This is a genomic window from Saccharomonospora sp. CUA-673 (genome assembly GCF_001942305.1).
Lineage (GTDB): Bacteria > Actinomycetota > Actinomycetes > Mycobacteriales > Pseudonocardiaceae > Prauserella.
Window position 1 is genome coordinate 16,972 of the sequence record NZ_MKKE01000001.1, and the last position, 24,607, is coordinate 41,578.

Genomic DNA, 24,607 nt, shown 5'->3' on the forward strand with positions numbered 1-24,607 from the left:
GGTAGTGTCCTGACATCGGCGAGTTGCTTGCTTTGATGAAGCACAGTGGGCAGGCTGGGCCCGACCGGAGCTTGCGCCGACCCGAGGAGTGCCATGTCCGCGCGTATCCGCGAGGTGACCATCAGCCTGCCGATCGCCGACCGCCACAGTTCCATGACCTTCTACCGCGACGCCTTCGGCCTGGAACCGTTCGGCGACCCGGCTCCGGACGGCATGCCCGAGCCGCTGATGTTCCGCCTCGACGAGCGGACCGTGCTCGGGCTCATCCCGGCGGACGGGTTGGCGTGGGTCCTCGGGGACCGGCAGCTGGCACCGACGGCCACCACCGAATACCTGCTCGGCCTCACGCTCGACGCAGCGCCCGATGTCGATCGATACCTGGACCGGGTCGCCGCCGCGGGTGGATCCGTGCTCGCCACGCCCACTCATCAGGAATGGGGCTACACGGCACTCTGCGCCGACCCGGACGGCCACGCCTGGCAACTCGTCGCGCCGTAGCCGGCGGCGGTCAGGTTTCGAGGTCCTTGAAGTACCGCGCCACGGGCCAGCGCTGGAAGCCGGCGGATTCGTAGAGCGCACACGCGGGGCCGTGCCCGGAATCGCCACCGGTCTCAACCATGACCATGCGCATCCCGGCGGCCCGGGCGCGCTCGTAGGACCGGTCCATCAACGCCGTCGCGACACCCGAACGCTGGTGGGCGGGGTCCACGGCGAGGATGTGGACCTCCGCCATCGAATCCTCGCGGTGGAACCGCGTGCAGACCCAGCCGACCGGGGTGTCGTCCACGACGGCCACGTCGATGTTCTGCGGTTCGCCCTGCAGCACGGCGACGATGTCGGCGCGTTGCCGGGTTTCCCAGCCGTCGGGGTAGAAGGCGTCGTAGACGAAACCGGGGACGTCACGTCGCATCCCGGGGAACACCGGCGCCCAGGCCCGAATGGACAGTTCGACCAGCGCATCGTGGTACGCGTCGTCATAGGCAACGATCGTCAACGTTCTCCCCGTCCTCCGGTGTCGTCGGCGTGAGTCGCATGTGCAGGATCGTCAGGGAACCGTCCGAAGGGGACGGTCACGTCGCCTCGCGTGCGGCCGCGGCGGCGCGGGCGAGCCAGGCGGGGGGGCGTCCTGGGCGCTGGGGTGGGATGAGTTCCCCGGCCTCGCAGCAGTCGACGAGTTGGCCGGCGCGCCGCTCGCGGGTGGCCTGTTGTTTGGCGGACATGATCCAGTGGCGGACGGCTTTGCGGTAGCCCGGCGTGGCCTGGTCGAGGAAGGCGAGGGCGCCGGGCGAGGCGTCGACGATCGCCTGCAGTTCGGGGGTGAGTTCGGCGTCGGGGTTCTCGTGGGAGTAGGTGCCCGAGCGGTCGGCGGTGCGACGTTCGAACGCCGCTATGCCCGCCGGGTGCATCCGTCCTTCGGCCGTCAGGCGTTCGACGTGCGCGATGTTCACCTTCGACCATGTGCTGCGGGGTGTGCGCGGCGTCCATCGCTGCCGGCGCGAGTCCGCGTCGATCTTCTGCGAGACGGAGTCGATCCACCCGAAGCACAGCGCCTCGAGCACGGCGTCGCCCCAGGTGAGCCCGCGGTCCTCGACGTGCGCGAGCTTCAACCCCATCCACAACTCCACCTCGGAGGCGTGGTGCCGTTCGAGCCACGCGCGGAACTCGGCGGCGTCGCGGAAGAAGATCGCCGGACGCTCCGCCGTACCGCCCGGAGTTCCGGGTTCGTCGGACATGCACCGAGTCTACGAGGACATCTATGCGCTGAACGAGCTCGCACCGCTCGACCGTCGCACCCGCGGGCAACCTGAACCGCCTACGCCGTCGCCCTGAACGGAGGAGATGTGGCTGACCCATCACCTGCCGAGATGCGTGATGTCCGTGGAATCTGGTCCCTGCGGCGTCAACGGGAGGACTGGCTGGCCACCCAGGGCATAGATCAATGGCGTCCAGGGGAAGTGCCCGTCTCGGAGATCGAGGAGCAGGTGAACCGCGGCGAGTGGCACGTCCTGCGAGATGACGATCAACGCGTGGTCGCCGGGCTGCGAATCCTGTGGGCCGATCCGGACTTCTGGGGACCCGACGACGGGACCGCTGTCTACGTCCACGGCCTCATGGTCGACCTCGCCCTGGCCGGCCAAGGCCTCGGAGCGCGGCTCCTCCAGTGGGCGGCGCACACGGGCGCGCAACGCGACAAGACGAGACTCCGACTCGACAGCGCTGCAACAAACCCCGGACTGTCCGCGTACTACGAACGCATCGGCTTCCGACGCCAGGTAGGCGACCATTTCGACGTCATCCTCTGGGAACGCCCGATTCCACCATCGAGCTGAGCGCCATGTCCGCCCACGCAGAGAAATGCATCATCGGTCGGCATGCCACGGGTCGATCAGCTCGACGCCCGTGTGCACGAAGTCCTTGATGTTACGCGTCGCGCACGTCGCGCCGTGGGCGAGACAGATCGCGGCGATCTGCGCATCCGCCGTGCTGATCGGCACACCCGCAGACTCACGGGCCACGAGCACCTGGGCGTACCGGTCGGCCGCCAGATCATCGAACGGCAGCACCGCACTACTGCCCCGATACGGCTCGAGTGCCACTTCAATGCGGCTCGTCAGCTCGTCCCTGCGACGGCCATCCGGGAGCCGCCGAACACCGGCCAACAGCTCCGCCAGCGTGATGGACGTGATCGCAACATCGCCTGTGAGCGATGCCAGCCAATCGACAACCCGCGTCTCCGGCGAGGGCCGGAAGACCTCCGAGATGACATTGGTGTCGAGGACGATCACTCGAAGTCCACCGTCCGCGCGATGTCATCACGCGCCGGAATCGACAGCTCTTCAACTCCGCCGAAATCCTGCGCAGCAGACAGCAGCGCCATCCCGACATGCGGCCGCCGAGCGGCCCTGGTCAGGATGTCGCGGACCTCAGCCTCCATGGAGCGCCCGTGTTCCCTCGCCTGCGTGGCGAGCTGTTGCTTCACGGACTCATCGAGACCGCGCACGATGATCGATGACATGGACGACCACCTCCTCTGCTATCAACGATGATAGCTCGCCGAATCAGGACTCGCCAGGGGCGCAAAGCTTCGCCGGCGCAGCCCCTGAGATCTGACCTCCGCCTGTACTCGACATGCCCTGACTGTCGAGCTCACATGCTTGGCCTCTACCTTGACAAAATTATTTGTCAACGGGCACGATGGTGCCATGCACGAGGTGAGCAGCATCGAGGATCCGGCGGCCGCGGAGGCGTCGCTGGATCCGCTGCGGCGTCAGATCCTGACGCATCTGGTCGAGCCGGGGTCGCGTCGACGATCGCCGCCCAGCTCAATATCCCCCGGCAGAAGGTGAACTACCACCTGAAGATCCTCGAGCAGCACGGACTGATCGAGCTCGTGTCGGAGCGACGTCGCGGGAACTTCACCGAGCGGATGTTGCAGACGACGTCCGCGTCCTACGTGATCTCACCCGGCGTCCTCGGCGGGCTCCAGCCGGACCCGGGCCGCGCCCCGGACCGGCTGTCGGCGCGCTGGCTGCTCGCACTGGCATCCCGTCTGATGCGCGACGTGGGCACGCTGCTCGCGGGAGCACAGCGGGCGCGCCGGCCGGTGGCGACCTTCGCGATCGACGGTCAGATCCGCTTCGCCTCGGCGGCCGACCGCGCCGCCTTCACCGAGGAACTCTCCGCCGCCGTCACCGAGCTGATCGCCAAACACCACACCGACCAACAGCCGGATACCGCCGGGACGGGCAAGCTGAACCGTGTGGTCATCGCCCTGCACCCCGCCGTCCCGGACACCGCCCACGACAGCACCCCGCCGGCCACCGAGCCCGAGCAGAGCCAGTCCTGAGCCACACCTGAGGAGTAACCGCAATGTCCAAGAACTTCGAGATCCGCAAGCACGTCGTCCTGGAAGCCACCCCCGAACAGGTGTGGCGGGCGATCGCCACCCCGGAGGGGCAGGCCGCCTGGTCGCCGGACCCGTACCAGCCGATGGACGGGATGGACGTCGAGTCCACCGAGAACGAGCGCCTGGCCGTGCGCACCCCGGAGGCCGAGAACGGCGCCTTCCACGCGTTCGAGTACCTCGTGCACGCCGACGACGACAGCACGACCTCGCTCACCTTCGTCCACAGTGGATACCTCGGCGACGACTGGGACGCCGAGTTCGACTTCGGTGAGATGACCGGCTACGGCTGGGACATGTACCTGCACACGCTGGCCCAGTACCTCAAGCACTTCGCCGGCCGGCCCGCCAATTTCGTCACCGCGCAGGGCCCCGCGTCGTCGGCGACCCCGGAGGCGTGGACGACCCTCGAGAAGGCCCTCGGCGTCGAGGGTCCGTTCGAGCTGGGGCAGCAGTTGCGCCTGACCCCGGAAGGGCTGCCCGCGCTCGAGGGCGTCGTCGACTTCGCGTTCCCGCCGGACGTCAACTTCCTCGCGCTGCGTACCGCCGACGGCCTCTACCGCTTCCACGACAACTCGTCGATGGGCATGCCCCAGGCCGTGGGCCACTACATCTACAGCGACATTGACCGGGAGGCCACCGAGCAGGCCTGGACGGACTGGCTCGCGCGCGTGTTGGCCTGAGAGCTCCGAGAGTCAGGGGCGGCGGGCGAGAACGAGCGCGCCCGGCGACTCGTCGTCGGGCCTCAGCAGCGACTCCCACTCGATACGAAAGCCGGCTTCGCGCAGCCAATCCGACATCGTGCCCGGTCTCCGGCGGTGGGTATCGACGCTGATCGGCGCACCGGTGTATCCCGTCGAGGAGTGCTGGATCGCGTCACCGACGTGGAAGCCGATCAACACGCACCCGTTCGGACGCAGTACGCGGAAGAACTCCCCGGCCACGTGCGGCATGGAATCGTCGGGGATGTGAATCGTCGACCAGAAGGCGACGACGCCGCCCACCGACCGATCCTCCAGGTCGAGATCCGTCATCGTGCCCTGCCGGAAGTGGATATGCGGGTGATCGCGGCGCGCGATCGTCACCATCTCGGGCGCAAGGTCGATTCCGAAGGTCTCGACGCCCGCATCGTGGAGGTACCGCGCGACGTATCCGGGGCCGCAGCCCACGTCGACGATCGGTCCACCCCCATCGCGCCGCACGAACTCCGCGAACACATCCAGGTGCGCCCGTAGGTCCGAGCGGGCGCCGAGGAGGCCGTGCACCCGCTCGGCATAACCGGAGGCGTCGATGTCGTACGACGTCCGGGTGCGCAGCAGCCATGCCGGCTCCTGGTGCGCGCCGGCGTCCTGGGTCATCGGGGCCCTCCGTGCGCTCGGGGTCGGGGGCTGCACCGGGTCTCGCCCTGGCGACGACCATTGTTCCACCACGTGGGCGACCATGGGCCCACAAGCCCATGGACCAAAGTTCCACAGCCATCATGCGAAACACGTGATGACGTGGAAGATCATGCGTCGAACCGGAACTTCACCCAGTTCCGGTAGCTGCGGCCCGCTGACAGCGCCGCGCTGGGGCCCGCGAATGTCGGTGGCAACGCGCACACTGTGTCCATGACCCTCGACGTGCGTCCCGCGGTGAACTTCGACGACGTCGCCGCTCTCGTCGGGCCGAAGAAGCCGACGTCGAACGTCTGCTTCTGCCTGAGCTATCGGATCGGCAGCAAGGAGAACAATGCGCTGCGCGGCCCCGCCCGCGCGGACAAGGTGCGCGACCTGTGCGCGCAGGATCCCCCGCCCGGCGTCCTCGCGTACCGCGACGCGGAACCCGTGGGCTGGGCGGCTCTGCACCCGCGGCGCGAGACGAGCTTCGCCCGCAACCGGCTCATCCCGCACATCGACGACCTCGACGTCTGGTCGCTGTGGTGTTTCCGGGTTCGCCCCGGTCACCGAAAGCAAGGCGTGCTGCACACGCTCATCGACGGCGCCGTTTCCTACGCGCGGCAACGAGGAGCGCCGGCGATCGAGGGATACCCCGTCGACAACCGCGGCGAGCGGGTCGATCAAACCATGGCGTACGTCGGCACCAAGGCCCTGTTCGCACAGGCCGGGTTCACGCAACGGGCCGAGACCCGCTCGGTCCTCAACGGGTTCCCTCGCGTCCTCATGCGACTCGACCTGACCTGACGGCCATTCGTACGTCGAGCCCGCACTCGCCTCCGACTACGAATTTCCCCGCTCATCCCCACGGCGGCCCGAGCGGCGAGGGCTTCTCGTCATCGCCGTGGCGCTGACACCGGGTGCGAGGCCGATGGCGGCCACCTTTTCGAACCCGTGCCGTTCGTACAAGCGCCGGCTCGCGCGGGTCGTGGCCTCGAGGTACGCAGGAACGGCTTCCGCATCGACGGCTTCCAGCCGGTGCGCAAGAAGTGCCGAGCCGACGCCGAGGCCGCGCGCCTCCGAGCTGACGGCCATGTCGGCGAGGTACCAGTGCCGCACATCCAGGCGGTGGGTTCCGAGCGCTCCGACGGCCCGCAACGCCGCCGGGACGTGGCGGAGTCCGATCGCGCGCAGGTAGCGGGGCGCCTCGATGAGTTGCCGCCACACCGAGGCGGAGCCATGCGGACCCTCCCAGGCCGCGACGCCGATGATCGGCCCGCCGGACTCGGCACGGGCCACGTCGATGACGCCGTGCGACAGCGCGCCGGCGCGTAATACGGCGGTGTAGAGACCGGTGAGCCGGTTGGTGCGGTTCCGGTCCCCTCGGACGATCTGGTGGACGACAGGATCGTCCCGCATGGCCTCTGCGATGAGGCGGGCACACGTGCGGATTTCGTCCTGACCGGCCATTCCGATGTGTACGGTCACGGCCTTTCCCCTAAGCCGGTATCGGGGTTTGTTGGTAGCTTGCCAGCCGCCACTCACCGGCGAGCTCCACGTAGACGCTGGACATCCACGCTTCGAAGTCCGGTTCCGACCGTTCGCGCCAGGCTTTTCCCCGATACGCCAGAACCGCAGAATCATCGCTCAACCGAACAAGGCGTTCGTCGGAGATCTCATAGGAACTCCAGGGTGGAGCGTCGTTCAGCGAGGCAACGACCTGTTGCCGGTCCAGGACGAAGCCGTGAGCCAGAATCATGATGCCGTCGTCCGTCATGATCCGCCCGTAGAAGTCGGCGCCCGTACTGTCGCAGAGGGACTGCCACCCTTGATGCTCCAGTCTCAACAATTCCGCCTCAGCCATGGGGGTCACGGTAGGACAGGAACACCACCGGCGCCCAGTTCTGTCCGAGCCCCAACACCGTGGACGGGTGAACCGCTTGAGCGGTCCACAACGGCGTTATAGATTGCGTGCGACCGGCGCCGCCAGAGGAGGGCCACATGCCCGTAGAACTCGTCAACCCACCGGGCCTACCGACCCCGGAGGTCTACGCGCAGCTCTCCATCGCCGAAGGCAGTCGCATGGTGTTCATCTCGGGACAGGTGGCACGCGACGAGGACGGCAGTCCCGTCGGACCGGGCGACCTGGCGGCACAGGCCGAGCAGGCCTACGCGAACGTCCACACCGCCATCACCGCGGCCGGCGGCACCTTCGCGGACATCGCCAAACTCACCGTGTACGTCGTGGACTGGGAGCCGAGCAAGATGGCGCAGCTCGGCGAAGGAGCAAGCCGAGCCGCCGAACGACTCGGCTTCGACCTGGTCCGCCCCATCACCCTGCTCGGCGTCGCCGCACTCGGCGAACCGGACCTGCTGATCGAAGTCGAAGCCGTCGCCGTTCTCCCCTGACCGTCGGGGTCCAACCGCACGCAGCGGGACGCCTACTCCGACGTCAGTGATCCCGGCTGATCGGGACGCGCGCCCTGCGCGATCTGGAGCCCAAGGAGATGGCCGATGCGCAGCAGTGAACTCGCCGAGCTCGCCGGGGTCACCGTGCGCACGCTGCGTCATTACCACCAGATCGGTCTGCTGCCCGAGCCTCCGCGGACTTCGGGGGATTACCGGACATACGACGTGGGTCATCTCGTGCGCGTCCTGCGGATCACGCGGCTGACCGCGCTGGGGATCCCCCTGTCCGCGCTGCCCGAACTACTGGAGACCCCCTCGGCCTCGGAGGAGCTGCTCGAGGAGCTCGATCGGCAGGCCGCCGCCGAGATCGAGCGGCTCAGCGCGCGTCGCGCCAGCATCGAGGTGCTGCGCCGCACCGGCGCCGCACCGGACATGCCCCTCGAGCTCTCCGCCGTGCACGCGGACCCAGGTCCGGACGTGCCGGAGGAGATGGTCCGGTTCGAGCGTGAACAGCTCATCCTCATCGCGCACCTGCTCGGGGACGAGGGAGCGGGAGAGCTGGCTGCTCTGCTCGATATCCCGAACGATGCACGGTCAGCCATGACCGCCATGGCCCAGCGCTACTACGCCCTCGACGCCGACACCCCGGACCACGAGGTGGAGGCGTTGGCCGAGGAATGGGCCGAGCAGATCCACCCGCTCATGGCGACGACGGAGGCTCGGGGCACCTTCCTCCCATCGCCTCGGACCTGCTCGACGAGCTGAGCGCCAGGGAGCTCCGGCCGATCCAGCACCGCGCCGTGCAGGCGCTCCAGCGGCACCTGGCGGAGAAGCAGCCCGAGCCGCCGACTGCGTGATCCTGCGCGGGCAGGCAGCGATGGCATGCCCGCGCCCCCGGTACCGCATCCGCACGCCCAGCCGGCGCGCCCTGTGACGCCCCCGCGGCTACCCCGGGCTTGACCCCGACGCGACGTCACAGTCTGGACTCGTCCCATGGCACGGATCGCCCCACCTCGCCGCCACCACGACAAGGAGGCACCTCCATGCGCATGATCGAGAGCTTCCGGACCGTTCTGCGTGCGAACTGGAAGACCTACCTGATCACGAACCTCGTCGTCTACGGCACGCTCGTCACGACGATGATCTTGGCCGTCTACATCCCGGGAATCCGCGACGCCGGCCTCAGTGCCACCGAGGCCTTCCTGAGCTCGCCCGGGTCGTCCGCGGTCCTCGACGCGTACACCCGCGGCAGCATCGTGCATGCCGCGGCACTGACGTTCCTCGGCAATCTCCTGTTCGCCTCGTTGGCGACGACGACACTTCCCTCGCTGTGCATCCCCTACATCGGCGTGCTCACGACGCTCGGGCGCGCGGTCTTCATCGGCCTGCCCACCGCCCCCACCACGCTGCCCGAGGTGGTCACCTTCCTGGCCTTCGCGCCGGTGCTGGTGATCGAGTTCCAGGCATACGTCCTGGCGATGCTGGGCGCCATCATCCACGGACGGTCGACCTTCGGATACCGGCGACGCCACGGCCTATCACCGGCGGACGGGTATCTTGCCGGGGTGAGGGACACCCTCCGGCTCTACCCGGCGATCATCGCGGTGCTTCTGGTGGTCGCCTTCATCGAGGCCATCACATCCTGGCTCGCGCACTGACCGTCCTCGCGCCGGGGCACCGCCGTCCGAAGTGGAGGTTGATGCTCTCCCCTGCACCAGCGTTCGATGCGCGACTACGCCACGGCACTCACACGTTGAACCTGAACTCGACTACGTCGCCGTCGTGCATGACGTAGTCCTTGCCCTCCATGCGGACCTTGCCGGCGGCGCGGGCGTCGGCCATCGAGCCGGCCGCGGTCAGGTCGTCGTACGACACGACCTCCGCCTTGATGAAGCCGCGCTCGAAGTCCGTGTGGATGACACCCGCCGCCTGCGGCGCCGTGGCGCCCTGCGGGATCGTCCACGCACGCGCCTCTTTCGGGCCCGCCGTGAGGTAGGTCTGCAGGCCCAGCGTGTGGAAACCGGCCCGCGCCAGTGCGTTGAGCCCCGGCTCCTCCTGGCCCACCGACTCGAGCAGCTCGGCCACGGCCTCCTCGTCGTCGAGCTCGAGCAGCTCGGCCTCGACCTTCGCGTCCAGGAACACCGCGTCCGCCGGGGCCACCGTCTTGGCCAGCTCGGCGCGCTTCGACTCGTCGGTGAGCACACCCTCGTCGGCGTTGAACACGTAGAGGAACGGCTTCGTCGTCAGCAGGCTCAGCTCGCGCAGCAGCTCGAAGTCGACCTCCTTCTGCGCCGCGAACAGCGTCCGCCCGGAGTCGAGGATCTCCTTGGCCTTCTTGGCGTTCTCCAGCGCGGGGCGCGCCTCCTTCTTGGTGCGCGCCTCCTTCTCCATCCGCGCCAACGCCTTCTCGAGCGTCTGCAGATCGGCGAGGATCAGCTCGGTGTTGATCGTCTCGATGTCCGACGTCGGGTCGATCGCGCCGTCGACGTGCGTCACGTCCGGGTCGTCGAACACGCGGATCACCTGGCAGATCGCGTTGGCCTCGCGGATGTTCGCCAGGAACTTGTTGCCGAGCCCCGCGCCCTCGGACGCGCCCTTCACGATGCCGGCGATGTCGACGAACGACACCGTCGCCGGCATCGTCTTCGCCGAACCGAACATCTCCGCCAGCTTGTCGAGCCGCGCATCGGGCAGCGGCACGACACCGACGTTGGGCTCGATCGTCGCGAACGGGTAGTTCGCCGCGAGCACGTCGTTGCGGGTCAGGGCGTTGAAGAGGGTCGACTTGCCGACGTTGGGCAGGCCGACGATCCCGAGGGTCAAACTCACGACTCGTGAGTGTACGTGCCCCTGCCCGGCCGCTCGCCGCTCCCGTGGACCTCACCGCGTCGCCGCGTCCGATTTCCGCGAGTCGAACCACTGACCAGGTGGCAGGATCGACGGCATGACCGACACGGCCACCCGGACCACCACGGCGCTCTGGCGCGACGACGACCGCTGCTACGCGGCCGTCAGCTCCCGCGACGCCCGGTTCGACGGCCAGTTCATCACCGGCGTGCGCACCACCGGGATCTACTGCCGGCCGTCGTGCCCGGCGATCACGCCGAAACGCCGCAACGTCGAGTTCTTCCCCACCGCCGCGGCCGCCCAGTCCCGCGGCTTCCGCGCCTGCCGGCGCTGCCTGCCCGACGCCGTGCCCGGCTCGCCCGAGTGGAACGTCCGCGCCGACCTCGCCGCCCGCGCCATGCGCCTCATCGCCGAGGGCACCGTCGAACGCGAGGGCGTGCCCGGACTGGCCCGCAAACTCGGCTACTCGGAACGCCAACTCGGCCGCGTGCTGACCGCCGAACTCGGCGCCGGTCCGCTCGCCCTCGCCCGCGCCCACCGCGCCCACGCGGCACGGCTGCTCGTCGAACGCACCGCCATGCCGCTCACCGACGTCGCGTTCGCCGCCGGGTTCACCAGCGTCCGCCAGTTCAACGACACCATGCGCGAGGTGTTCGCCATGACCCCGTCCGACCTGCGCACCAGGGCCTCGGCCCGCCGCGACGACAGCTCCCCCGCCGACGCCGCCCCCACCGACGACCTCGCCACCACGATCACCGTGCGCCTGCCGCTGCGACCACCGTTCGACGGCGACGGCCTGCTGGCCTTCCTCGGCGAACGCGCCGTCGACGGCGTCGAACACCGCACCCCGTCCGGCTACACGCGCACCCTGCGACTCCCCCACGGTCCCGGCCGCGTAACCGCCACCCCCGGTGACACCCACGTGCACTGCCGCCTGTGGCTGACCGACGTGCGCGACCTCGCCGCGCCGTCGCCCGCATGCGCAGGCTGTTCGACCTCGACGCCGACCCGGTAGCCGTGAGCGCCACGCTGCGGCGCGACCCGGCACTCGCACCGCTGGTCGACGCGGTCCCCGGGATGCGTGTTCCCGGCGCGGTCGACGGCCACGAACTCGTCGTGCGCGCCATGCTCGGCCAACAGATCACCGTCGCCGCGGCGCGCACCGCCGCGAGCCGGCTCGTCGCCGAACTCGGCGAGCCCGTGCCCGGCGGCGAACCCGCGCTGCTGTTCCCCACCGCGGCCGCGATCGCCGAACGGGCCCACGGCGCACTGCGCGGTCCGCGCCGCCGGGTGGAGGCGATCCGCGCCGTCGCGGCCGCGCTGGCCTCCGGCGAACTCGACGTGCACGCCGGCCGCGACCCGGACTCGCTACGGGCCGACCTGCTCGCCCAACCGGGCATCGGCCCCTGGACCGCCGACTACGTGCTCATGCGTGTGCTCGGCCACCCCGACGTGCTGCTCGAGGGCGACCTCGTCCTCCGCCGAGGTGCCGAGGCCGTCGGCATCGATATCGACCGGCTCGCCGATCGCGCGGCCGCCTGGCGTCCGTGGCGTTCGTACGCCGGCATGCACCTGTGGCGCGCCGCCACCACGACCCACCACCAGGGAGGAACCCGATGACGACCGCCCACTGGTCCACACTGGACACCCGCGTCGGCCCGTTCACCGCCGTCGTCGCCGCCGACGGCGCCGTGCTCGCGTCCGGCTGGACATCCGATGTGGACACGCTGAACGCACTCGTGTCCCCCTCCCTGCGCGCCGCGCAGCTGCGCGAGACCCGCGACCTGGGCGACGTCACCGCGGCGATCCGCCACTATCACGCCGGTGAGCACGACGCGATCGACCGGATCCCCGTCCGGCAACGGTCCGGCGAGTTCCTGACCCACGCGTGGGAGGTCCTGCGGACCGTGCGGCGGGCAAACCGGTCACCTACACCGACCTCGCGGCGCTCGCGGGCCGGCCCGACGCCGTCCGCGCCGCCGCCGCGGCCTGCGCCCGCAACGCCTGCGCCCTGTTCGTGCCGTGCCACCGCGTGCTGCGCATCGGCGGCGCGCTCGGCGGATTCCGTTGGGGCGTCGACGTCAAACGCTGGCTGCTCGACCACGAGAACGGCGGCTGACCAGCCCGGCGGGTATCAAGCCCCCGGTGCCTGCCAGCCGCCGGTTCGTGTCGGTCGTCGGCGTATGAACCGTCGGCGTGTCAGCCGCCCGGAACCATCGGCGGTGCGGCGGGCAATTCCGGCGCCCCGGCGAACAGATCCAGATACATGCCGCCCGCGAGCAGCACGCCGATCAGGCCGAGGACGGCGCCGCCCACGGCGAGGCCCGTGACCCACGCCCGCGACTCGGCGCGGCGCATGTTCACCGCGAGCACGATGGCACCGACGAGCACGGCCACCAGCGCGATGGAGCCGTTGACCAGCGCGGTCGTGTTCCACGGCGCGCCGTAGAACGCCTCGATCTGGTCGCCGCCACCGCCGCCCATGCCGGCCTCGATCTGGCCCATGATCTCTTGGCGCGCACGCAGCATGTCGCTCAGCGGATTGCCGATGAGCGAGCTCAGCCCGAGCCCGGTGCTGACCACGGCGAGGCCGCCGAGCAGGCCACCGCGCGAACCGGAGGAGGCCGCGGCGGTGGGCGGGAGCGGCGCAGCAGGCGGCTGCGGGGCGAACTGCTCCGAAGAGGACTGTTCCGAAGTGGAATCCGGCACCGCCGGCTCCGTCACCGCGGTCTCGGCGGACGTGCCGTCCGGATCGGCGCCCTCCGGCGTGGTGTTGTCCGTCGCGACGTCGTGTTCGCTCGGGTTGTCCTGGTTACGGTCCTGGTCGCCATCGACGACATTGGTGTTTTCGGTACCGGGAGAAGTCATTGGCCGCGAACGTACGCCGCCCGATCTGATACCCCGGTAAAGTAGAGCGGCGATTCACCGAATTTCTCGAGACGCCTATGCGGCGAGGCCGCCCTCGAGCACCAACGTCGACCCGCTCCGCGCCTTGGCCACGCGCAGCCGTGTCGGGATGCGCTGCCGCAGTTCCTCCACGTGCGACACGAGGCCGACCACCCGGCCGCCGGCGCGCAGTTCGTCGAGCACGTCCATGACCACGTCGAGCGTCTCGCCGTCGAGCGTGCCGAATCCCTCGTCGACGAACAGGGTGTCCAGCAGCGCACCGCCCGTCTCGGCCGCGACGACGTCGGCCAACCCCAGCGCGAGCGACAGCGACGCCAGGAACGACTCCCCGCCGGACAGCGTCTTGGCCGACCGCACCAGACCGGAGTAGTCGTCGAGCACGTCGAGGCCCAACCCGCCGCGGGTGCCGCGCCGCCCCGGGTCGTCGGAGTGCACGAACGAATAGCGGCCGTGGCTCATCGACCGCAGCCGCGCGGTCGCCGCGACCGCCACCTCCTCCAGACGCGCGGCCAGCACGTACGAACGCAACGACATGCGGCGCGTGTTCTGACCGCGGCCGTTGACGACGTCGGCGAGCGCCTCCAGTTCGGCGTACTGCTCCTCGACGGGCGCGAGCTCACGCAACGCCGTGTCCAGCTGCTCGGCCAACCCGTCGAGGTCCCGGGACCGCTGCACGGCCGCCTGCAACGCCGCCGCGTCCCGTTCGGCCGTGCCGCGCGCGAGCTCCGCGGCGTGGCGCGCGGATTCGACGTCGACCACGTCGTCGGGCTGGACGTCGGCCATCTCCGGTTCGGCCAGCACCGCGTTCGCCGCGGCCTCCGTCTGCTGCGCCTCGGCGAGCCAGCGTTCCAGTTCGGCGATCCGCTCGTCGTCGCGCGCGGCCTCGCGCGCCTGCGCGACGTCGGCGAACTCCGCCTGCCGAGCGGCGGCCTCGACGGCGGCGGTCTGCTCGTCCAGGCGGGCGCGCGCGGTGTGCAGTTCGCTGCGCGCGTCGGCGAGGGAGTCGAACGCGGTCGCCAGTTCGGTCAGGTGGGCACGGCGCGCCGCGACGTCGGCGAACCCGGCCGCGGCCTCGTCGAGCCGCGCGGCCCGCCGCTCGACCTGGTCGGCGAGCGCGCGCCGCTGTTCCTCGGCCGCCGTGGCCTGCTTGTCGGACTCGGCGCGCCGCACCGTCAGGTCCTCGTGCTCGCGTTCGGCCGCGCGGACGGCCTCCTCCAGCTCGTCCTTGCGGGCGGCCGATTCCGACACGGCGACCAGGTCGCTGCGCACCTCGGCGAGCTCGGCGCGGATCGACTCCGCGGTGCGGTCCTGCAGCCGCTCCCGTACCGCGGCGAACGCCGCGTCGGCCTCGTGCCGGGCCGTGGCGGCGGCCTGCCTGCGCTGCTGTGCCTGCTGTTCCGCCGTGGTCGCGGCCTGTTCCTCCGCCTCGCCGACGCCCTCGGTGGCCGTCGCCGGGTCGGGGTGCGAGTCGGAACCGCACACCGCGCACGGCGCGCCGTCGACGAGCTCGCCCGCCAACTCCGCGGCCATGCCCTTGAGCCGCCGCGCGCGCAGATCCAGCAGCGCGTCGCGGGCGTTCTGGTGCGCGTCGACTGCCGCCTGTTCCGCCTCCCGCGCCTCGGCCACCGCGCCTTCCAGCGCCGGCAGCCGTTCGGCCTCGGCGAGCACGCCCGCCAACTCGGCCTCGCGCGCTCGCACGCTGTCCAACCGCACCGACGCCTCGGCCGCGGCGTCGAGCTCCGTGCGCAGTCTGCGCGTCCGCTCGGGCAGTTCGTCCAGCTGCGTGCCCAGTGCCGTGGCCCGTTCGGCCGACACGGCGGCGGTGTCGGCCAGTTCCCGGAGCCGGTCCCGGTCCCGGGTCTGCTGCGCGGCCTCCTCGACGAGACCGGACAGCGCACCGGCCTCCTCCCGAACCCGGCCCGCACGCGTCCGCCACACCGCGACGTCACCGTCGGCGTCGGCGGCCGTGTCGGCATCGCCGCCGGCCGGGTCGGTGTCGGGAACGCCGAGGGCGGCCAGGGCCTCCTGCGCCGCGGCGTCCCGCCGCCCGGCGTGTTCGACGCGCGCGTGCTGCCGATCGGCCTCGGCGGCCAGTCCGGTGACCGACACGGCCCGGCGCGCGGCGGCCAGCTCGGCGCGCCAGTCGGCCCGCAGGTCGGCCTCCTTCTCCAGACCGGTGAGGCTCTCGTGCGCGGCGCGCACCCTGCGGACCCGCTCGGCCTCGACCCGCCGCCGCTCGAGCACGGCGGACGCCTCCTCGCGCGCCTTGGCCGACGCGTCGGCAGTGCTCCGGGCCTCGATCACCGCATCGGCCGCACGTCGGCGGACGTCGGCGACCCACCCGCCCCAGTCGGCCACGTCGTCCTCGGGCGGCTCCTCGCGCGCGACCTGGCCGATCCGCGCGAGCCATTCGCGCACCGACTGCCTGCGCTCGTCGAGATCACGGCGCGTGCTGCGTTTGCGTTCGACGAACCAGTGCTCGACCGCGCCGAAGCGTTCCGTTCCGAACAACGTGCCCAGCAGCTGCTCGCGATCCTCGTTGCGCGCCCGCAGGAACCTGGCGAACTCGCCCTGCGGCAACAGCACGAGCTGGAAGAACTGCTGCGCCGTCATACCCAGCAGATCGCTGACGACCCGCGCGACCTCGTCGATCCGCGTCACACCGTCCGCCGAGCGCCGCTCGGCGGCTCGCCGATCCACGCCAGCGCCGCCTTCGCCTGCTGTTTCGTGGTGCCCTCGCCGCGGCGCTTGGGCCGTTCGTACTCGGGACTGCGCACGATCCGGAACCGGTGGCCCTGCACGGTCAGCTCCAACGCGACCTCGGTCGCCGTCGCCTGGTCGGCCACGTCGCAGCGGAACCGCTTCACCTCCGCCCGCGCGCCCGGAACCTCGCCGAACAACGCGAACGCCACGGCGTCGAGCAGCGTCGTCTTGCCCGCACCGGTGTCGCCGTGCAGCAGGAACAGCCCGTCGGCGCCGAGCGCGTCGAAGTCGACGACCTCCGTGCCCGCGTACGGCCCGAACGCCGAGACCTCGAGTCGATGCAGCCTCATCGCACGTCACCGTCCTGATCCGGATCGTGCTTGCCCGCCGACTCGAGCGCGGCCACGAGCCACGCGTCCTCACGCTCGTTGGGCGGGGCGCCGCGGCAGGCGTCGAGGAACCCCCTCGCGATGTCCACATCGGACCGTCCACGCACCGCCTCGGCGTACCGCAGCACCGGTTCGCTCCTGCCCTCCGGTTCCCAGTCCAGATGCACCGCGTGCGGGAACCGCTCCCGCAGCCTGCGCATCGCGTCGACGGGCCGCACGCGGTCGGTCAACGTCGCCGACACGAAGCAGTCGGTCACGTCCTCGTGCTCGGGCGATTCCAGGAGTTCCTCGAGCGTGCCCCGCACCGTCGCGAGCCGCCGCGGCACGGGCAGTTCCCTGCGCTCGATGCCGCTCACCCCCGATTCGTCCACATCGAACAGGAACACCGATTTGCGTTGTGAGGCCTCGGAGAACGAGTACGCGAGCGGACTTCCGGAGTAGCGGAGCCGGTCGTCGAGGACCTGCGCGCCGTGCAGATGCCCCAGCGCGACGTAGTCGATGCCGGCGAACACCGAACCGGGAACCTGCTCGACTCCGCCGACAGCGATGGTGCGCTCCGAGTCGCACGCCATGCCGCCGGTGACGAACGCGTGCGCCAGCACGATCGACCGGGTGCCCTCCGGCCGCGTCGCCAGGTCCGCGTGCACGCGCCGCATCGCCTCGGTCAACACGGCCGCGTGCCCGCGCTGCTCCGGCCCTTCGAGTCCGAGGGCACGGCGCGCGGTCTCCGGCTCCAGGTACGGGATCCCGTACACGGCGACCGGTGCGCTCCCGCCGTCGAACAGCACCGGGTCGGCCAGACCGGCCGAGCCCGCCGGGTCGTCGATGCTCGTGCGCAGGTGCAGCCCGCCCGCGGCCGCGAACTCGGCGAACGCGCCGAGCCTGGCCGCCGAGTCGTGATTGCCGGAGGTCAGCACCAGTTGCGCGCCCGCCTCCCGGATCCGCCGCAGCCCCCGTGTCGCGACGCGCACCGCGTCGGCGGACGGCACGGCGCGGTCGTAGATGTCGCCTGCGACGAGGACGACGTCGATCGCCTCGGCGGACACGAGGTCCGCGAGGTGCTCGAGGATCGCCTCCTGCTCGGCGAGCAGGTTCGCGCCGTGGAACGTCCGTCCCACGTGCCAGTCGGAGGTGTGGAGCATGCGCACGCGATCAACGCTAGGACCCACGGCCGACAGAACCCCGCATGCCCACCCGGCGTGTCACTCGAACGTGCGTTCCCATATCGTGCACGCACGGTTTTGTCGGGGGTGTGCGCCATGCTGCCCCCGATTCCGGGCCCGAACGACAGGCCCGCGAGAAGGAGCGTGCGCGTTGACGTCGACGGTGCTCGCCGCGGTCGCGACCATCGCGGCCCTGCTGCTGGCCGGTGCGGTCGCCCTGCTGTGGCGGTTGTATCAGGACGGCATGCGCAGGGCCGACGCCGCGGCCAGGCAGATCGAGGCCGAACGCGCGAAGTCGGACCGGCAGCAGTCCGCGCTGCGGCGCTACGAGGTCGCGTTCGCCTCGATCAGCGGACGCGGCGAACTGGGCGAGCACGTGCTGGTCGAGACCGCGCGTGCGCTGGGCCTTCGCGAAGGGTTGCACTACACGCTGCAGACCGACCTTGCCGGCGGCGGCGCGGCGAAGCCGGACCTGGTGCTGCGGGTCGGCGGCGACCGCACGGTGCCCGTCGACGCGAAGGCGAGCCTGGCGATCTGGGCCGAGGCGGTCGAGACCGACGACCCGGACGAACGCGCCGACGCCCTGCGCGTGCACGTGCGCAACCTGCGCTCGCGCGCGACCGAGCTGGCGGGCAAGGGCTACCAGCGGTGGGCGGACGCGATCTACGGCACCGTGATGTTCGTGCCGTCCGACGCCGCGGTCGTCGCCGCACTCGACACCGACCCGGAACTGCTGCGCTGGATGCTCGACCGCCGCGTGTTCCTGTGCGGCCCCACCGGATTCGCCGTCGTCGCCTCCGCCGCCATGTTCGCCGCCACCGAGCGGACCCTGCTCGACGACGTCGAACAGGTGCGGGCGTCCGCGGCGTCGGCCCACCGCGCGGCCACGGGCGCCGTCGACGCGGTGAACCTCTCCAGCACGCACCTGCAGCGCTTCCTGTCGGCACGCAAACGGGAACTCGAGGCGCTGGAGAACTTCCGCGGCGCCGTGTCGCCCCTCACCGAGACGGCGGCGAGTCCGGCACCCGTTCCGGCGATTCGGAACACCGACGACACGGCAACGGCCTGAACCGCCGCCGCTGGTTCATACCCCTTTCACAGGCCGCCGCGAAGCCTGTGGGAGATGTCACGCTGTCGGTTCCCAATGCGGACAAGGTTGAGGATCCGTAACAGCTTTGCCGTATCCACCAGCTACGGTGGTGCGCTGTGACCGCCACACGAGATCGCCAGAGCGATCCTGACGCCGCGAACGAGGACGCGCCCCTCGAATGGGACGAACGTCCGGTCATCGGCGACCGGCGCGGTCTGCCCTGGTGGGGAGCCGTGCTGCTCGCCCTGATCACCGCCGTCGCGGGCGCGGTACTGGCCACATTGGCCACCGACGGCCTCGGCCTGGTGTTCCAGCTGATCTACCTGGCGGGCTGCCTGGCGGCCGTGGCGATGGTGCAACGGCGCCAACTGTTCGGCCCGATGGTTCAACCACCGCTGGTCATGGCCGTCACCGTGCCGGTGATCGTGCTGACCGTGTCGTCGCTGCCCGACAGCAACGACACGCTGGCCAACGTCCTGGCCGTCAGCACGCCGTTGATCAACAGCTTCCCCGTGATGGCCATCGCGACGGTGTTGACGCTGGGCCTCGGCGCCTTCCGTATCTACCGCGAGCGTGACCCCGACCTTCCGCGCAAGAGCGACAAGGACGGCAAGGCCCCGTCCGACAAGGCCGCCAAGACCGACAAGGCGGGCGGCAAGGACGCCGCGCTCGCCGACGACGCCACCGCCAAGGGCGGCAAGGGCAAGGCCGCCGCCAAGGGCGCGGCCGCTGCCGGAGCAGCGGCCGGAGCGGGTGCGGTCGCCGCGGCCGTCGCGTCGGACGATCGCCGCGGCAAGGACGTACCGGACGCCGACCGTCCCCGCAGGCCCAGACCGCCCGAGGACCGCGGTGAGCCGCCGCGGAAGAAGCGGCCCGCCGGCGAGGCGCCGCCGCCGCGTCGTCCACGCGGACCCGAGGACGGTCCCCCGCCCCGCAGGCCGCGTCCCGCCGACGGCGCCCCGCCCCCGGGACGGGACGCACCGCCGCGCGAGGGTCGCCGTCCGCGGACACCGCCGGACGCCGCCGAGCGTAAGCGCCGGGTCGAGGAGTGGCCCGATTCGGTGCCCGGCCCCAAGCGCCCGCAACGGCCGCCGCGCGGGGAACAGCCGCCCCGCGGGGAACGGCCGCCGCGCCGCGACCAGCCGCCCCGGCGCCCCTGGGACGAGGACGCCTGAGGCAGGCGAAGCAACGAGAAGAGCCCGCCCACCCCGTTCGGGGTGGGCGGGCTCTTCTCTGTCCGGGGGCTCGGCGGCTCAGCGCACGCTGCTGCGCTTGCCGTCGCCCGTGGCGCGCAACTCACGCGGCAACGCGAACTCGATCTTCTCGTTGGCGGTGGTGACCTCCTGGACGTCGTTCCAGCCGCGTCCGTCCAGGTAGTCGAGCAGCTCCATGACCAGCACGTCGGGCACGGAGGCGCCGCTGGTCACGCCGACGGTCTCGACGCCGTCGAGCCACGTGGGGTCGACCTCGCTGGCGTAGTCGATCAGGTGCGCGTCCTTCGCGCCCGCCTGCAGGGCCACCTCGACGAGCCGCTGCGAGTTCGACGAGTTCGTCGAGCCCACGACCAGCACGAGGTCGCATTCGGCGGCCATCGCCTTGACCGCGACCTGGCGGTTGGACGTGGCATAGCAGATGTCGTCGCTCGGCGGGTCCGAGATCTCGGGGAACCGCTCGCGCAGCTGGTCGACGCGTTCCATCGTCTCGTCGACGCTGAGGGTCGTCTGCGAGAGCCACACGACCTTGGACGGGTCGCGCACCTTCACCTGGGAGACATCGTCGGGGGTGTCGACGAGCTGCACGTGCTCGGGCGCCTCGCCGGACGTGCCCTCGACCTCCTCGTGGCCGTGGTGGCCGATGAGCATGATGTCGTAGTCGTCCCTGGCGAAGCGGTTGACCTCCTTGTGCACCTTCGTCACCAGCGGGCACGTGGCGTCGATGGTGCGCAGGTTCCGCTTCTCGGCCTCCTCGTGCACCGCGGGCGAGACGCCGTGGGCCGAGAACACGACGAGCGCGCCCTCGGGAACCTCGGTGGTCTCTTCGACGAAGATCACGCCGCGTTCGCGCAACGTGTCCACGACGTGCCGGTTGTGGACGATCTCCTTCCGCACGTACACGGGCGGGCCGTACATCTCGAGCGCCTTCTCGACCGTGATCACCGCACGGTCGACACCGGCGCAGTACCCGCGCGCTTCGCGAGCAGCACACGCTTGCCGTTCTGGTCACCGCTGGGGCTGGCTGCACTCATACCTCTCAGGGTACGGATCGTTGCGCCGGCGTCGACACCGTGCGCCGGCCACTGCGACGCCCGCGACACGCACACGTGGGTAGTGGGGCTGTGCAGCCGGGGACTCATGCGGCAGGCTTGCCTCATGAAGCATTTCCCGTTCCCGGTTCGGGTGGCGGCCGGAATCGCCGCCTCGACCGCCGACACGGTGCGCGACCTGCCGAAGCATCTCACCGAGCTGCCGGTGACGGTGGCCAGTCAGGTGCTGCAGACGTCGATGCGGGTCCAGCAGCACGTCACCGAACTGGCCATCAAGGGTGACGACGCGCTGGCGGCCTTCCGGGCCGCCGAGGACGACCCCAACTGGGCGACGTTCGACGAGGACGACGACCTGCCCGAGCCGGGCGAGCCCGGTGCGGAGGCGACGTTCGACGATCCGTGGGACGCCGAGTCGCACGCGCTCGGCGAGGAGCACGAGGACGGCGAGTTCGACAGCGCCGAGCTCCCCGAGCAGCCGGACGAGACGGCCACAGCCACCACGGCCACCACGAGCACCGCGGACACGACGAGCGCCACCAGCACCGCGGGCCCGTCCGGTGCCACCGGCGGTTCGGGTTCGGCGCCGGCCGGGTTGGCGAACTACGACGAGTTGACGCTGCCGCAGCTGCGCTCGCGGCTGCGGTCGTTCTCGGCCGAGGAGCTCGAGGAGCTGCTCGGCTACGAGCGCGACAACGAGAACCGGCCGTCGTTCACGGGGATGCTCACGCGCCGGATCGCCAACGTCCGCGCCGAGGCGAACGGCGGCGCCGGAGCGGGCCAGCAGGGGTCCGGCAACGCGTGAGTACCGACCAGCAGGCGGCCGATAACCAGTCCGGGCCGTCGACGGCGGAGAACCCGTGGCCGGTACGCACGGTCGCCAGGAAGATCGCCGACTGGATCCACCGGCTCGGTTCGGTATGGGTCGAGGGGCAGATCACGCAGATCTCGGCGCGTCCCGGCACACAGACGGCGTTCCTCACGCTGCGTGACCCGGCGGCGGACGTGTCCATGTCGGTGACGTGCCAGCAGCGCATGCTGCGGTCGATCGACCCGCCGTTACAGGAGGGCGCGAGCGTCGTCGTGCACGCGCGTCCGTCGTTCTGGCTGGGCCGCGGCACGTTGAGCCTGCGGGCGAGCGAGATCCGCGCCGTCGGCATCGGCGAGCTCCTCGCCCGGGTCGAGCGGTTGCGCAAGCTGCTCGCGGCCGAGGGGCTGTTCGCACCGGAGCGCAAGCGCACGCCGCCGTTCCTGCCGCGCGGGGTCGGTCTGATCACCGGGCGCGCGTCGGCGGCCGAGCACGACGTGCTCGCGAACGCGCAGAACCGGTGGCCCGCCGTGCGGTTCACGGTGCTCAACACGGCGGTGCAGGGCGCGAAGGCGGTGCCGCAGATCGTGCGGGCGCTGTCCACTCTGGACGCCGACCCGGAGGTGGACGTCATCGTCATCGCCCGCGGCGGCGGCAGTGTCGAGGACCTGCTGCCGTTCTCGGACGAGACACTGTGCCGCGCGGTCGCGGCGGCGGGCACCCCGGTGGTGAGCGCGATCGGGCACGAACCGGATGCGCCGCTGCTGGACCACGTGGCGGACGTGCGCTGTTCGACGCCGACGGGCGCGGCGAAGACGATCGTGCCCGACGTGCAGGAGGAGACGGCGCGGGTGCACCAGCTGCGGGACCGCGCGCGGCGCGCCCTGCACGGTTGGGTCGACGGGCAGCGCAGGCAGTTGGACCAGTTGCGCAGCCGGCCGTGTCTGGCCGATCCGCTGGGACCGATCGACCGGCGCGCGGCCGACGTCGAGGTGCAGGCCGAGCGTGCACGCAGGGCGATCCTGTCGACGTTGGCCCACGAGCAGAGCGCGCTGGCGGCCTCGCGGGCGCGGCTGACGGCGTTGGGGCCGTCGGCGACGTTGGAGCGCGGCTACGCCGTGGTCCAGTACCGGGGCGACGACGGCGAGCTGAAGGTGCTGCGCTCGGTCGACGAGGTGAGAGAGGACACCGAGCTGCGGGTGCGGGTCGCCGACGGCGCGGTGTCGGCGGTGTTGAGACCGCCGCGATAGTGTCGGCCCCGGCCGACAGCATTGAGACGTGAGGCGAAGCGCGACGTGAGCGAATCCGGTGGCGACACCCCCGACGACCTGTCCGGCCTCGACTACGAGCAGGCCCGTGACCAGCTGGTGGAGGTCGTCCGCGAGCTCGAGGCGGGTGGCCTGTCGCTCGAGGAGTCCCTGGCGCTGTGGGAGCGCGGGGAGCAGCTGGCGCGCCTCTGCGAGACGCACCTGGCGGGTGCGCGGGAGCGCATCGAGGCGGCGCTGGCTACCGTGGAGGACACCGACGAGGCCGAGGACGGCGCCGACGACCCGCAGGGGTGAGCGTCAGTGACGTCCGCGACAACTCCAGCAACGCAGGCTCGCGCAGACTGTAAGCAGTTGGATACGCCGTTCATCGAGTGACCGGCGCATCTCCGCGACACCCACCCCGGGAGGCAGCATGAACACCAGCACGCCGAGACGGGGCGAGGCGCCCGACCGCAACCTCGCCATGGAGCTCGTCAGGGTCACCGAGGCGGCGGCGATGGCGGCGGGCCGTTGGGCCGGCAAGGGCGACAAGATCGGCGGCGACGGCGCGGCGGTCGACGCGATGCGGCAGCTGATCAGCACCGTGACGATGCGCGGTGTCGTCGTGATCGGCGAGGGCGAGAAGGACGAGGCGCCCATGCTGTTCAACGGCGAGGAGGTCGGCAACGGCGAGGGCCCCGAGGTGGACGTCGCGGTCGACCCGATCGACGGCACGACGTTGATGAGCAAGGGCATGCCGAACGCGCTGGCCGTGCTGGCGGTGGCCGAGCGCGGGGCGATGTTCGACCCGTCGGCCGTGTTCTACATGGAGAAACTGGCCGTGGGCCCGGAGGCGCGGGGGTCGTGGACCTGGCGGCGCCGATCGCGGAGAACATCCGCCGGGTGGCGAAGGCCAAGCACAGCGATGTCTCCGACGTGACGGTCTGCATCCTGGACCGGCCGCGGCACGAGACGATGGTCAAGGAGGTCCGTGAGGCGGGGGCGCGGATCCGGTTCATCAGCGACGGCGACGTGGCGGGTGCGATCGCGGCGGCGCGGCCCACGACGGGTGTCGACATGTTGCTCGGCATCGGCGGTACGCCGGAGGGCATCATCACGGCGGCGGCCCTGAAGTGCCTCGGCGGCGAGCTGCAGGGCCGATTGTGGCCGAAGGACGACGAGGAGCGCGAGCGCGCCGTCGCCGCCGGGCACGACCTGGACCGCGTGCTGACGACCGACGACCTGGTGCGCGGCGACAACGTGTTCTTCTGCGCCACGGGCATCACCGACGGCGACCTGCTGCGCGGTGTGCACTACCGCGCAGGTGGCGCGACGACCCAGTCGATCGTGATGCGCTCGAAGAGCGGCACGGTGCGGCTGATCGACGGCTACCACCGGTTGACCAAGCTGCGTTCGTACTCGTCGGTGGACTTCGACGCGTCGGACGACGGTGACGACGGCTCGGCGCCGCTGCCTGATGCGGGGTCTGCTCGGCAGGGCCGCC

Annotated in this window: 22 protein-coding genes and 6 pseudogenes; 16 read left to right on the forward strand and 12 right to left on the reverse strand. The window is 71.0% G+C overall.

Going from position 1 to position 24,607, the window contains the following annotated elements; translation table 11 throughout:
- Positions 1-93: 93 nt before the first annotated feature.
- Entirely contained in the window at positions 94-498 is a 405-nt protein-coding gene (locus tag BJF85_RS00125; protein ID WP_075845225.1) for a VOC family protein, read from the forward strand.
- A 10-nt stretch (positions 499-508) separates the two neighbouring features.
- On the opposite strand, the gene BJF85_RS00130 is transcribed toward BJF85_RS00125, so the two are convergent.
- Both BJF85_RS00130 and BJF85_RS00135 read right to left on the reverse strand, forming a co-directional pair.
- Positions 509-994 carry an N-acetyltransferase gene (locus BJF85_RS00130; protein ID WP_075845226.1) on the reverse strand — a complete coding sequence of 162 codons (486 nt, stop codon included), beginning with the start codon at positions 992-994 and terminating at the stop codon, positions 509-511.
- Positions 995-1,070: 76 nt separating this feature from the next.
- The gene (locus tag BJF85_RS00135) at positions 1,071-1,733 is read right to left on the reverse strand and encodes a YdeI family protein (protein ID WP_075845227.1); all 663 of its coding nucleotides are present in this window, start codon (positions 1,731-1,733) and stop codon (positions 1,071-1,073) included.
- A gap of 108 nt (positions 1,734-1,841) precedes the next feature.
- Here BJF85_RS00135 and BJF85_RS00140 point away from each other — a divergent pair, with 108 nt between their 5' ends.
- Positions 1,842-2,330 carry a GNAT family N-acetyltransferase gene (locus BJF85_RS00140; RefSeq protein WP_139320393.1) on the forward strand — a complete coding sequence of 163 codons (489 nt, stop codon included), beginning with the start codon at positions 1,842-1,844 and terminating at the stop codon, positions 2,328-2,330.
- Between the two features lie 30 nt (positions 2,331-2,360).
- Here BJF85_RS00140 and BJF85_RS00145 read toward each other — a convergent pair whose 3' ends face one another.
- Positions 2,361-2,786 carry a type II toxin-antitoxin system VapC family toxin gene (locus BJF85_RS00145; protein WP_075845229.1) on the reverse strand — a complete coding sequence of 142 codons (426 nt, stop codon included), beginning with the start codon at positions 2,784-2,786 and terminating at the stop codon, positions 2,361-2,363.
- Positions 2,783-3,016, reverse strand: a complete 234-nt coding sequence (locus tag BJF85_RS00150) for an Arc family DNA-binding protein (protein ID WP_075845230.1) — start codon at positions 3,014-3,016, stop codon at positions 2,783-2,785. Before BJF85_RS00150 ends, BJF85_RS00145 begins: the two co-directional genes overlap by 4 nt.
- Before the next feature lie 187 nt (positions 3,017-3,203).
- On the opposite strand from BJF85_RS00150, the pseudogene BJF85_RS00155 reads away from it, so the two are divergent.
- Positions 3,204-3,847, forward strand: a pseudogene (locus BJF85_RS00155) (winged helix-turn-helix domain-containing protein).
- Between the two features lie 23 nt (positions 3,848-3,870).
- Positions 3,871-4,587: an SRPBCC domain-containing protein gene (locus BJF85_RS00160; RefSeq protein ID WP_075845231.1), complete on the forward strand. Its 717-nt coding sequence runs from the start codon at positions 3,871-3,873 to the stop codon at positions 4,585-4,587.
- Positions 4,588-4,599: 12 nt separating this feature from the next.
- Here BJF85_RS00160 and BJF85_RS00165 read toward each other — a convergent pair whose 3' ends face one another.
- Positions 4,600-5,262: a class I SAM-dependent methyltransferase gene (locus BJF85_RS00165; protein WP_075845232.1), complete on the reverse strand. Its 663-nt coding sequence runs from the start codon at positions 5,260-5,262 to the stop codon at positions 4,600-4,602.
- Positions 5,263-5,514: 252 nt separating this feature from the next.
- Between BJF85_RS00165 and BJF85_RS00170 the strand changes: the two genes are divergently transcribed.
- The gene (locus tag BJF85_RS00170; protein ID WP_075845233.1) at positions 5,515-6,087 is read left to right on the forward strand and encodes a GNAT family N-acetyltransferase; all 573 of its coding nucleotides are present in this window, start codon (positions 5,515-5,517) and stop codon (positions 6,085-6,087) included.
- A 36-nt stretch (positions 6,088-6,123) separates the two neighbouring features.
- Here BJF85_RS00170 and BJF85_RS00175 read toward each other — a convergent pair whose 3' ends face one another.
- Together BJF85_RS00175 and BJF85_RS00180 are read right to left on the reverse strand one after the other, a co-directional pair.
- Positions 6,124-6,768, reverse strand: coding sequence for a GNAT family N-acetyltransferase (locus BJF85_RS00175; RefSeq protein ID WP_139320394.1), 645 nt, complete (start codon positions 6,766-6,768; stop codon positions 6,124-6,126).
- Positions 6,769-6,778: 10 nt separating this feature from the next.
- Positions 6,779-7,144, reverse strand: a complete 366-nt coding sequence (locus BJF85_RS00180) for a nuclear transport factor 2 family protein (protein ID WP_075845329.1) — start codon at positions 7,142-7,144, stop codon at positions 6,779-6,781.
- Between the two features lie 137 nt (positions 7,145-7,281).
- Here BJF85_RS00180 and BJF85_RS00185 point away from each other — a divergent pair, with 137 nt between their 5' ends.
- The 3 genes from BJF85_RS00185 to BJF85_RS00195 all read left to right on the forward strand — a co-directional run bounded on the left by BJF85_RS00185 (position 7,282) and on the right by BJF85_RS00195 (position 9,347).
- Entirely contained in the window at positions 7,282-7,689 is a 408-nt protein-coding gene (locus BJF85_RS00185) for a RidA family protein (protein WP_075845235.1), read from the forward strand.
- Between the two features lie 105 nt (positions 7,690-7,794).
- Positions 7,795-8,454, forward strand: a complete 660-nt coding sequence (locus BJF85_RS00190) for a MerR family transcriptional regulator (RefSeq protein WP_222844393.1) — start codon at positions 7,795-7,797, stop codon at positions 8,452-8,454.
- Positions 8,455-8,732: 278 nt separating this feature from the next.
- Positions 8,733-9,347, forward strand: a complete 615-nt coding sequence (locus tag BJF85_RS00195; RefSeq protein ID WP_075845236.1) for a hypothetical protein — start codon at positions 8,733-8,735, stop codon at positions 9,345-9,347.
- Between the two features lie 88 nt (positions 9,348-9,435).
- Here BJF85_RS00195 and ychF read toward each other — a convergent pair whose 3' ends face one another.
- Positions 9,436-10,518 carry a redox-regulated ATPase YchF gene (gene ychF, locus BJF85_RS00200; RefSeq protein WP_075845237.1) on the reverse strand — a complete coding sequence of 361 codons (1,083 nt, stop codon included), beginning with the start codon at positions 10,516-10,518 and terminating at the stop codon, positions 9,436-9,438.
- A gap of 115 nt (positions 10,519-10,633) precedes the next feature.
- Here ychF and BJF85_RS00205 point away from each other — a divergent pair.
- Together BJF85_RS00205 and BJF85_RS00210 are read left to right on the forward strand one after the other, a co-directional pair.
- Positions 10,634-12,156: pseudogene (locus tag BJF85_RS00205) on the forward strand (AlkA N-terminal domain-containing protein).
- Positions 12,153-12,655, forward strand: a pseudogene (locus BJF85_RS00210) (methylated-DNA--[protein]-cysteine S-methyltransferase). Before BJF85_RS00205 ends, BJF85_RS00210 begins: the two co-directional pseudogenes overlap by 4 nt.
- An 80-nt stretch (positions 12,656-12,735) precedes the next feature.
- On the opposite strand, the gene BJF85_RS00215 reads toward BJF85_RS00210, so the two are convergent.
- From BJF85_RS00215 to BJF85_RS00225, 3 genes and pseudogenes are all read right to left on the reverse strand, one after another.
- A complete protein-coding gene (locus tag BJF85_RS00215) occupies positions 12,736-13,404 on the reverse strand; it encodes a hypothetical protein (protein WP_083665802.1) in 669 nt (222 codons plus the stop codon).
- 75 nt (positions 13,405-13,479) lie between these two features.
- Positions 13,480-16,496, reverse strand: a pseudogene (locus tag BJF85_RS00220) (AAA family ATPase).
- Positions 16,493-17,683, reverse strand: coding sequence for an exonuclease SbcCD subunit D (locus tag BJF85_RS00225; RefSeq protein ID WP_075845238.1), 1,191 nt, complete (start codon positions 17,681-17,683; stop codon positions 16,493-16,495). The pseudogene BJF85_RS00220 and the gene BJF85_RS00225 overlap by 4 nt, the downstream one beginning before the upstream one ends.
- Before the next feature lie 166 nt (positions 17,684-17,849).
- Between BJF85_RS00225 and rmuC the strand changes: the two genes are divergently transcribed.
- Positions 17,850-18,767 carry a DNA recombination protein RmuC gene (rmuC, locus tag BJF85_RS00230; protein WP_075845239.1) on the forward strand — a complete coding sequence of 306 codons (918 nt, stop codon included), beginning with the start codon at positions 17,850-17,852 and terminating at the stop codon, positions 18,765-18,767.
- 137 nt (positions 18,768-18,904) lie between these two features.
- Complete coding sequence (locus BJF85_RS00235) at positions 18,905-19,963, forward strand: DUF6542 domain-containing protein (protein ID WP_075845240.1); 1,059 nt, start codon at positions 18,905-18,907, stop codon at positions 19,961-19,963.
- 78 nt (positions 19,964-20,041) lie between these two features.
- Here the strand turns inward: BJF85_RS00235 and BJF85_RS00240 are convergent.
- Positions 20,042-21,033 (reverse strand): annotated as a pseudogene (locus BJF85_RS00240) (4-hydroxy-3-methylbut-2-enyl diphosphate reductase).
- Positions 21,034-21,157: 124 nt separating this feature from the next.
- On the opposite strand from BJF85_RS00240, the gene BJF85_RS00245 reads away from it, so the two are divergent.
- From BJF85_RS00245 to glpX, 4 genes and pseudogenes are all read left to right on the forward strand, one after another.
- Positions 21,158-21,853 carry a lipid droplet-associated protein gene (locus BJF85_RS00245; RefSeq protein WP_075845241.1) on the forward strand — a complete coding sequence of 232 codons (696 nt, stop codon included), beginning with the start codon at positions 21,158-21,160 and terminating at the stop codon, positions 21,851-21,853.
- Complete coding sequence (gene xseA, locus BJF85_RS00250; protein ID WP_075845242.1) at positions 21,850-23,106, forward strand: exodeoxyribonuclease VII large subunit; 1,257 nt, start codon at positions 21,850-21,852, stop codon at positions 23,104-23,106. The genes BJF85_RS00245 and xseA overlap by 4 nt, the downstream gene beginning before the upstream one ends.
- A 45-nt stretch (positions 23,107-23,151) precedes the next feature.
- A complete protein-coding gene (locus BJF85_RS00255) occupies positions 23,152-23,418 on the forward strand; it encodes an exodeoxyribonuclease VII small subunit (RefSeq protein ID WP_075845243.1) in 267 nt (88 codons plus the stop codon).
- A 118-nt stretch (positions 23,419-23,536) separates the two neighbouring features.
- Positions 23,537-24,579 (forward strand): annotated as a pseudogene (gene glpX / locus BJF85_RS00260) (class II fructose-bisphosphatase); the annotation flags it as partial.
- Between the last annotated feature and the right edge of the window lie 28 nt (positions 24,580-24,607).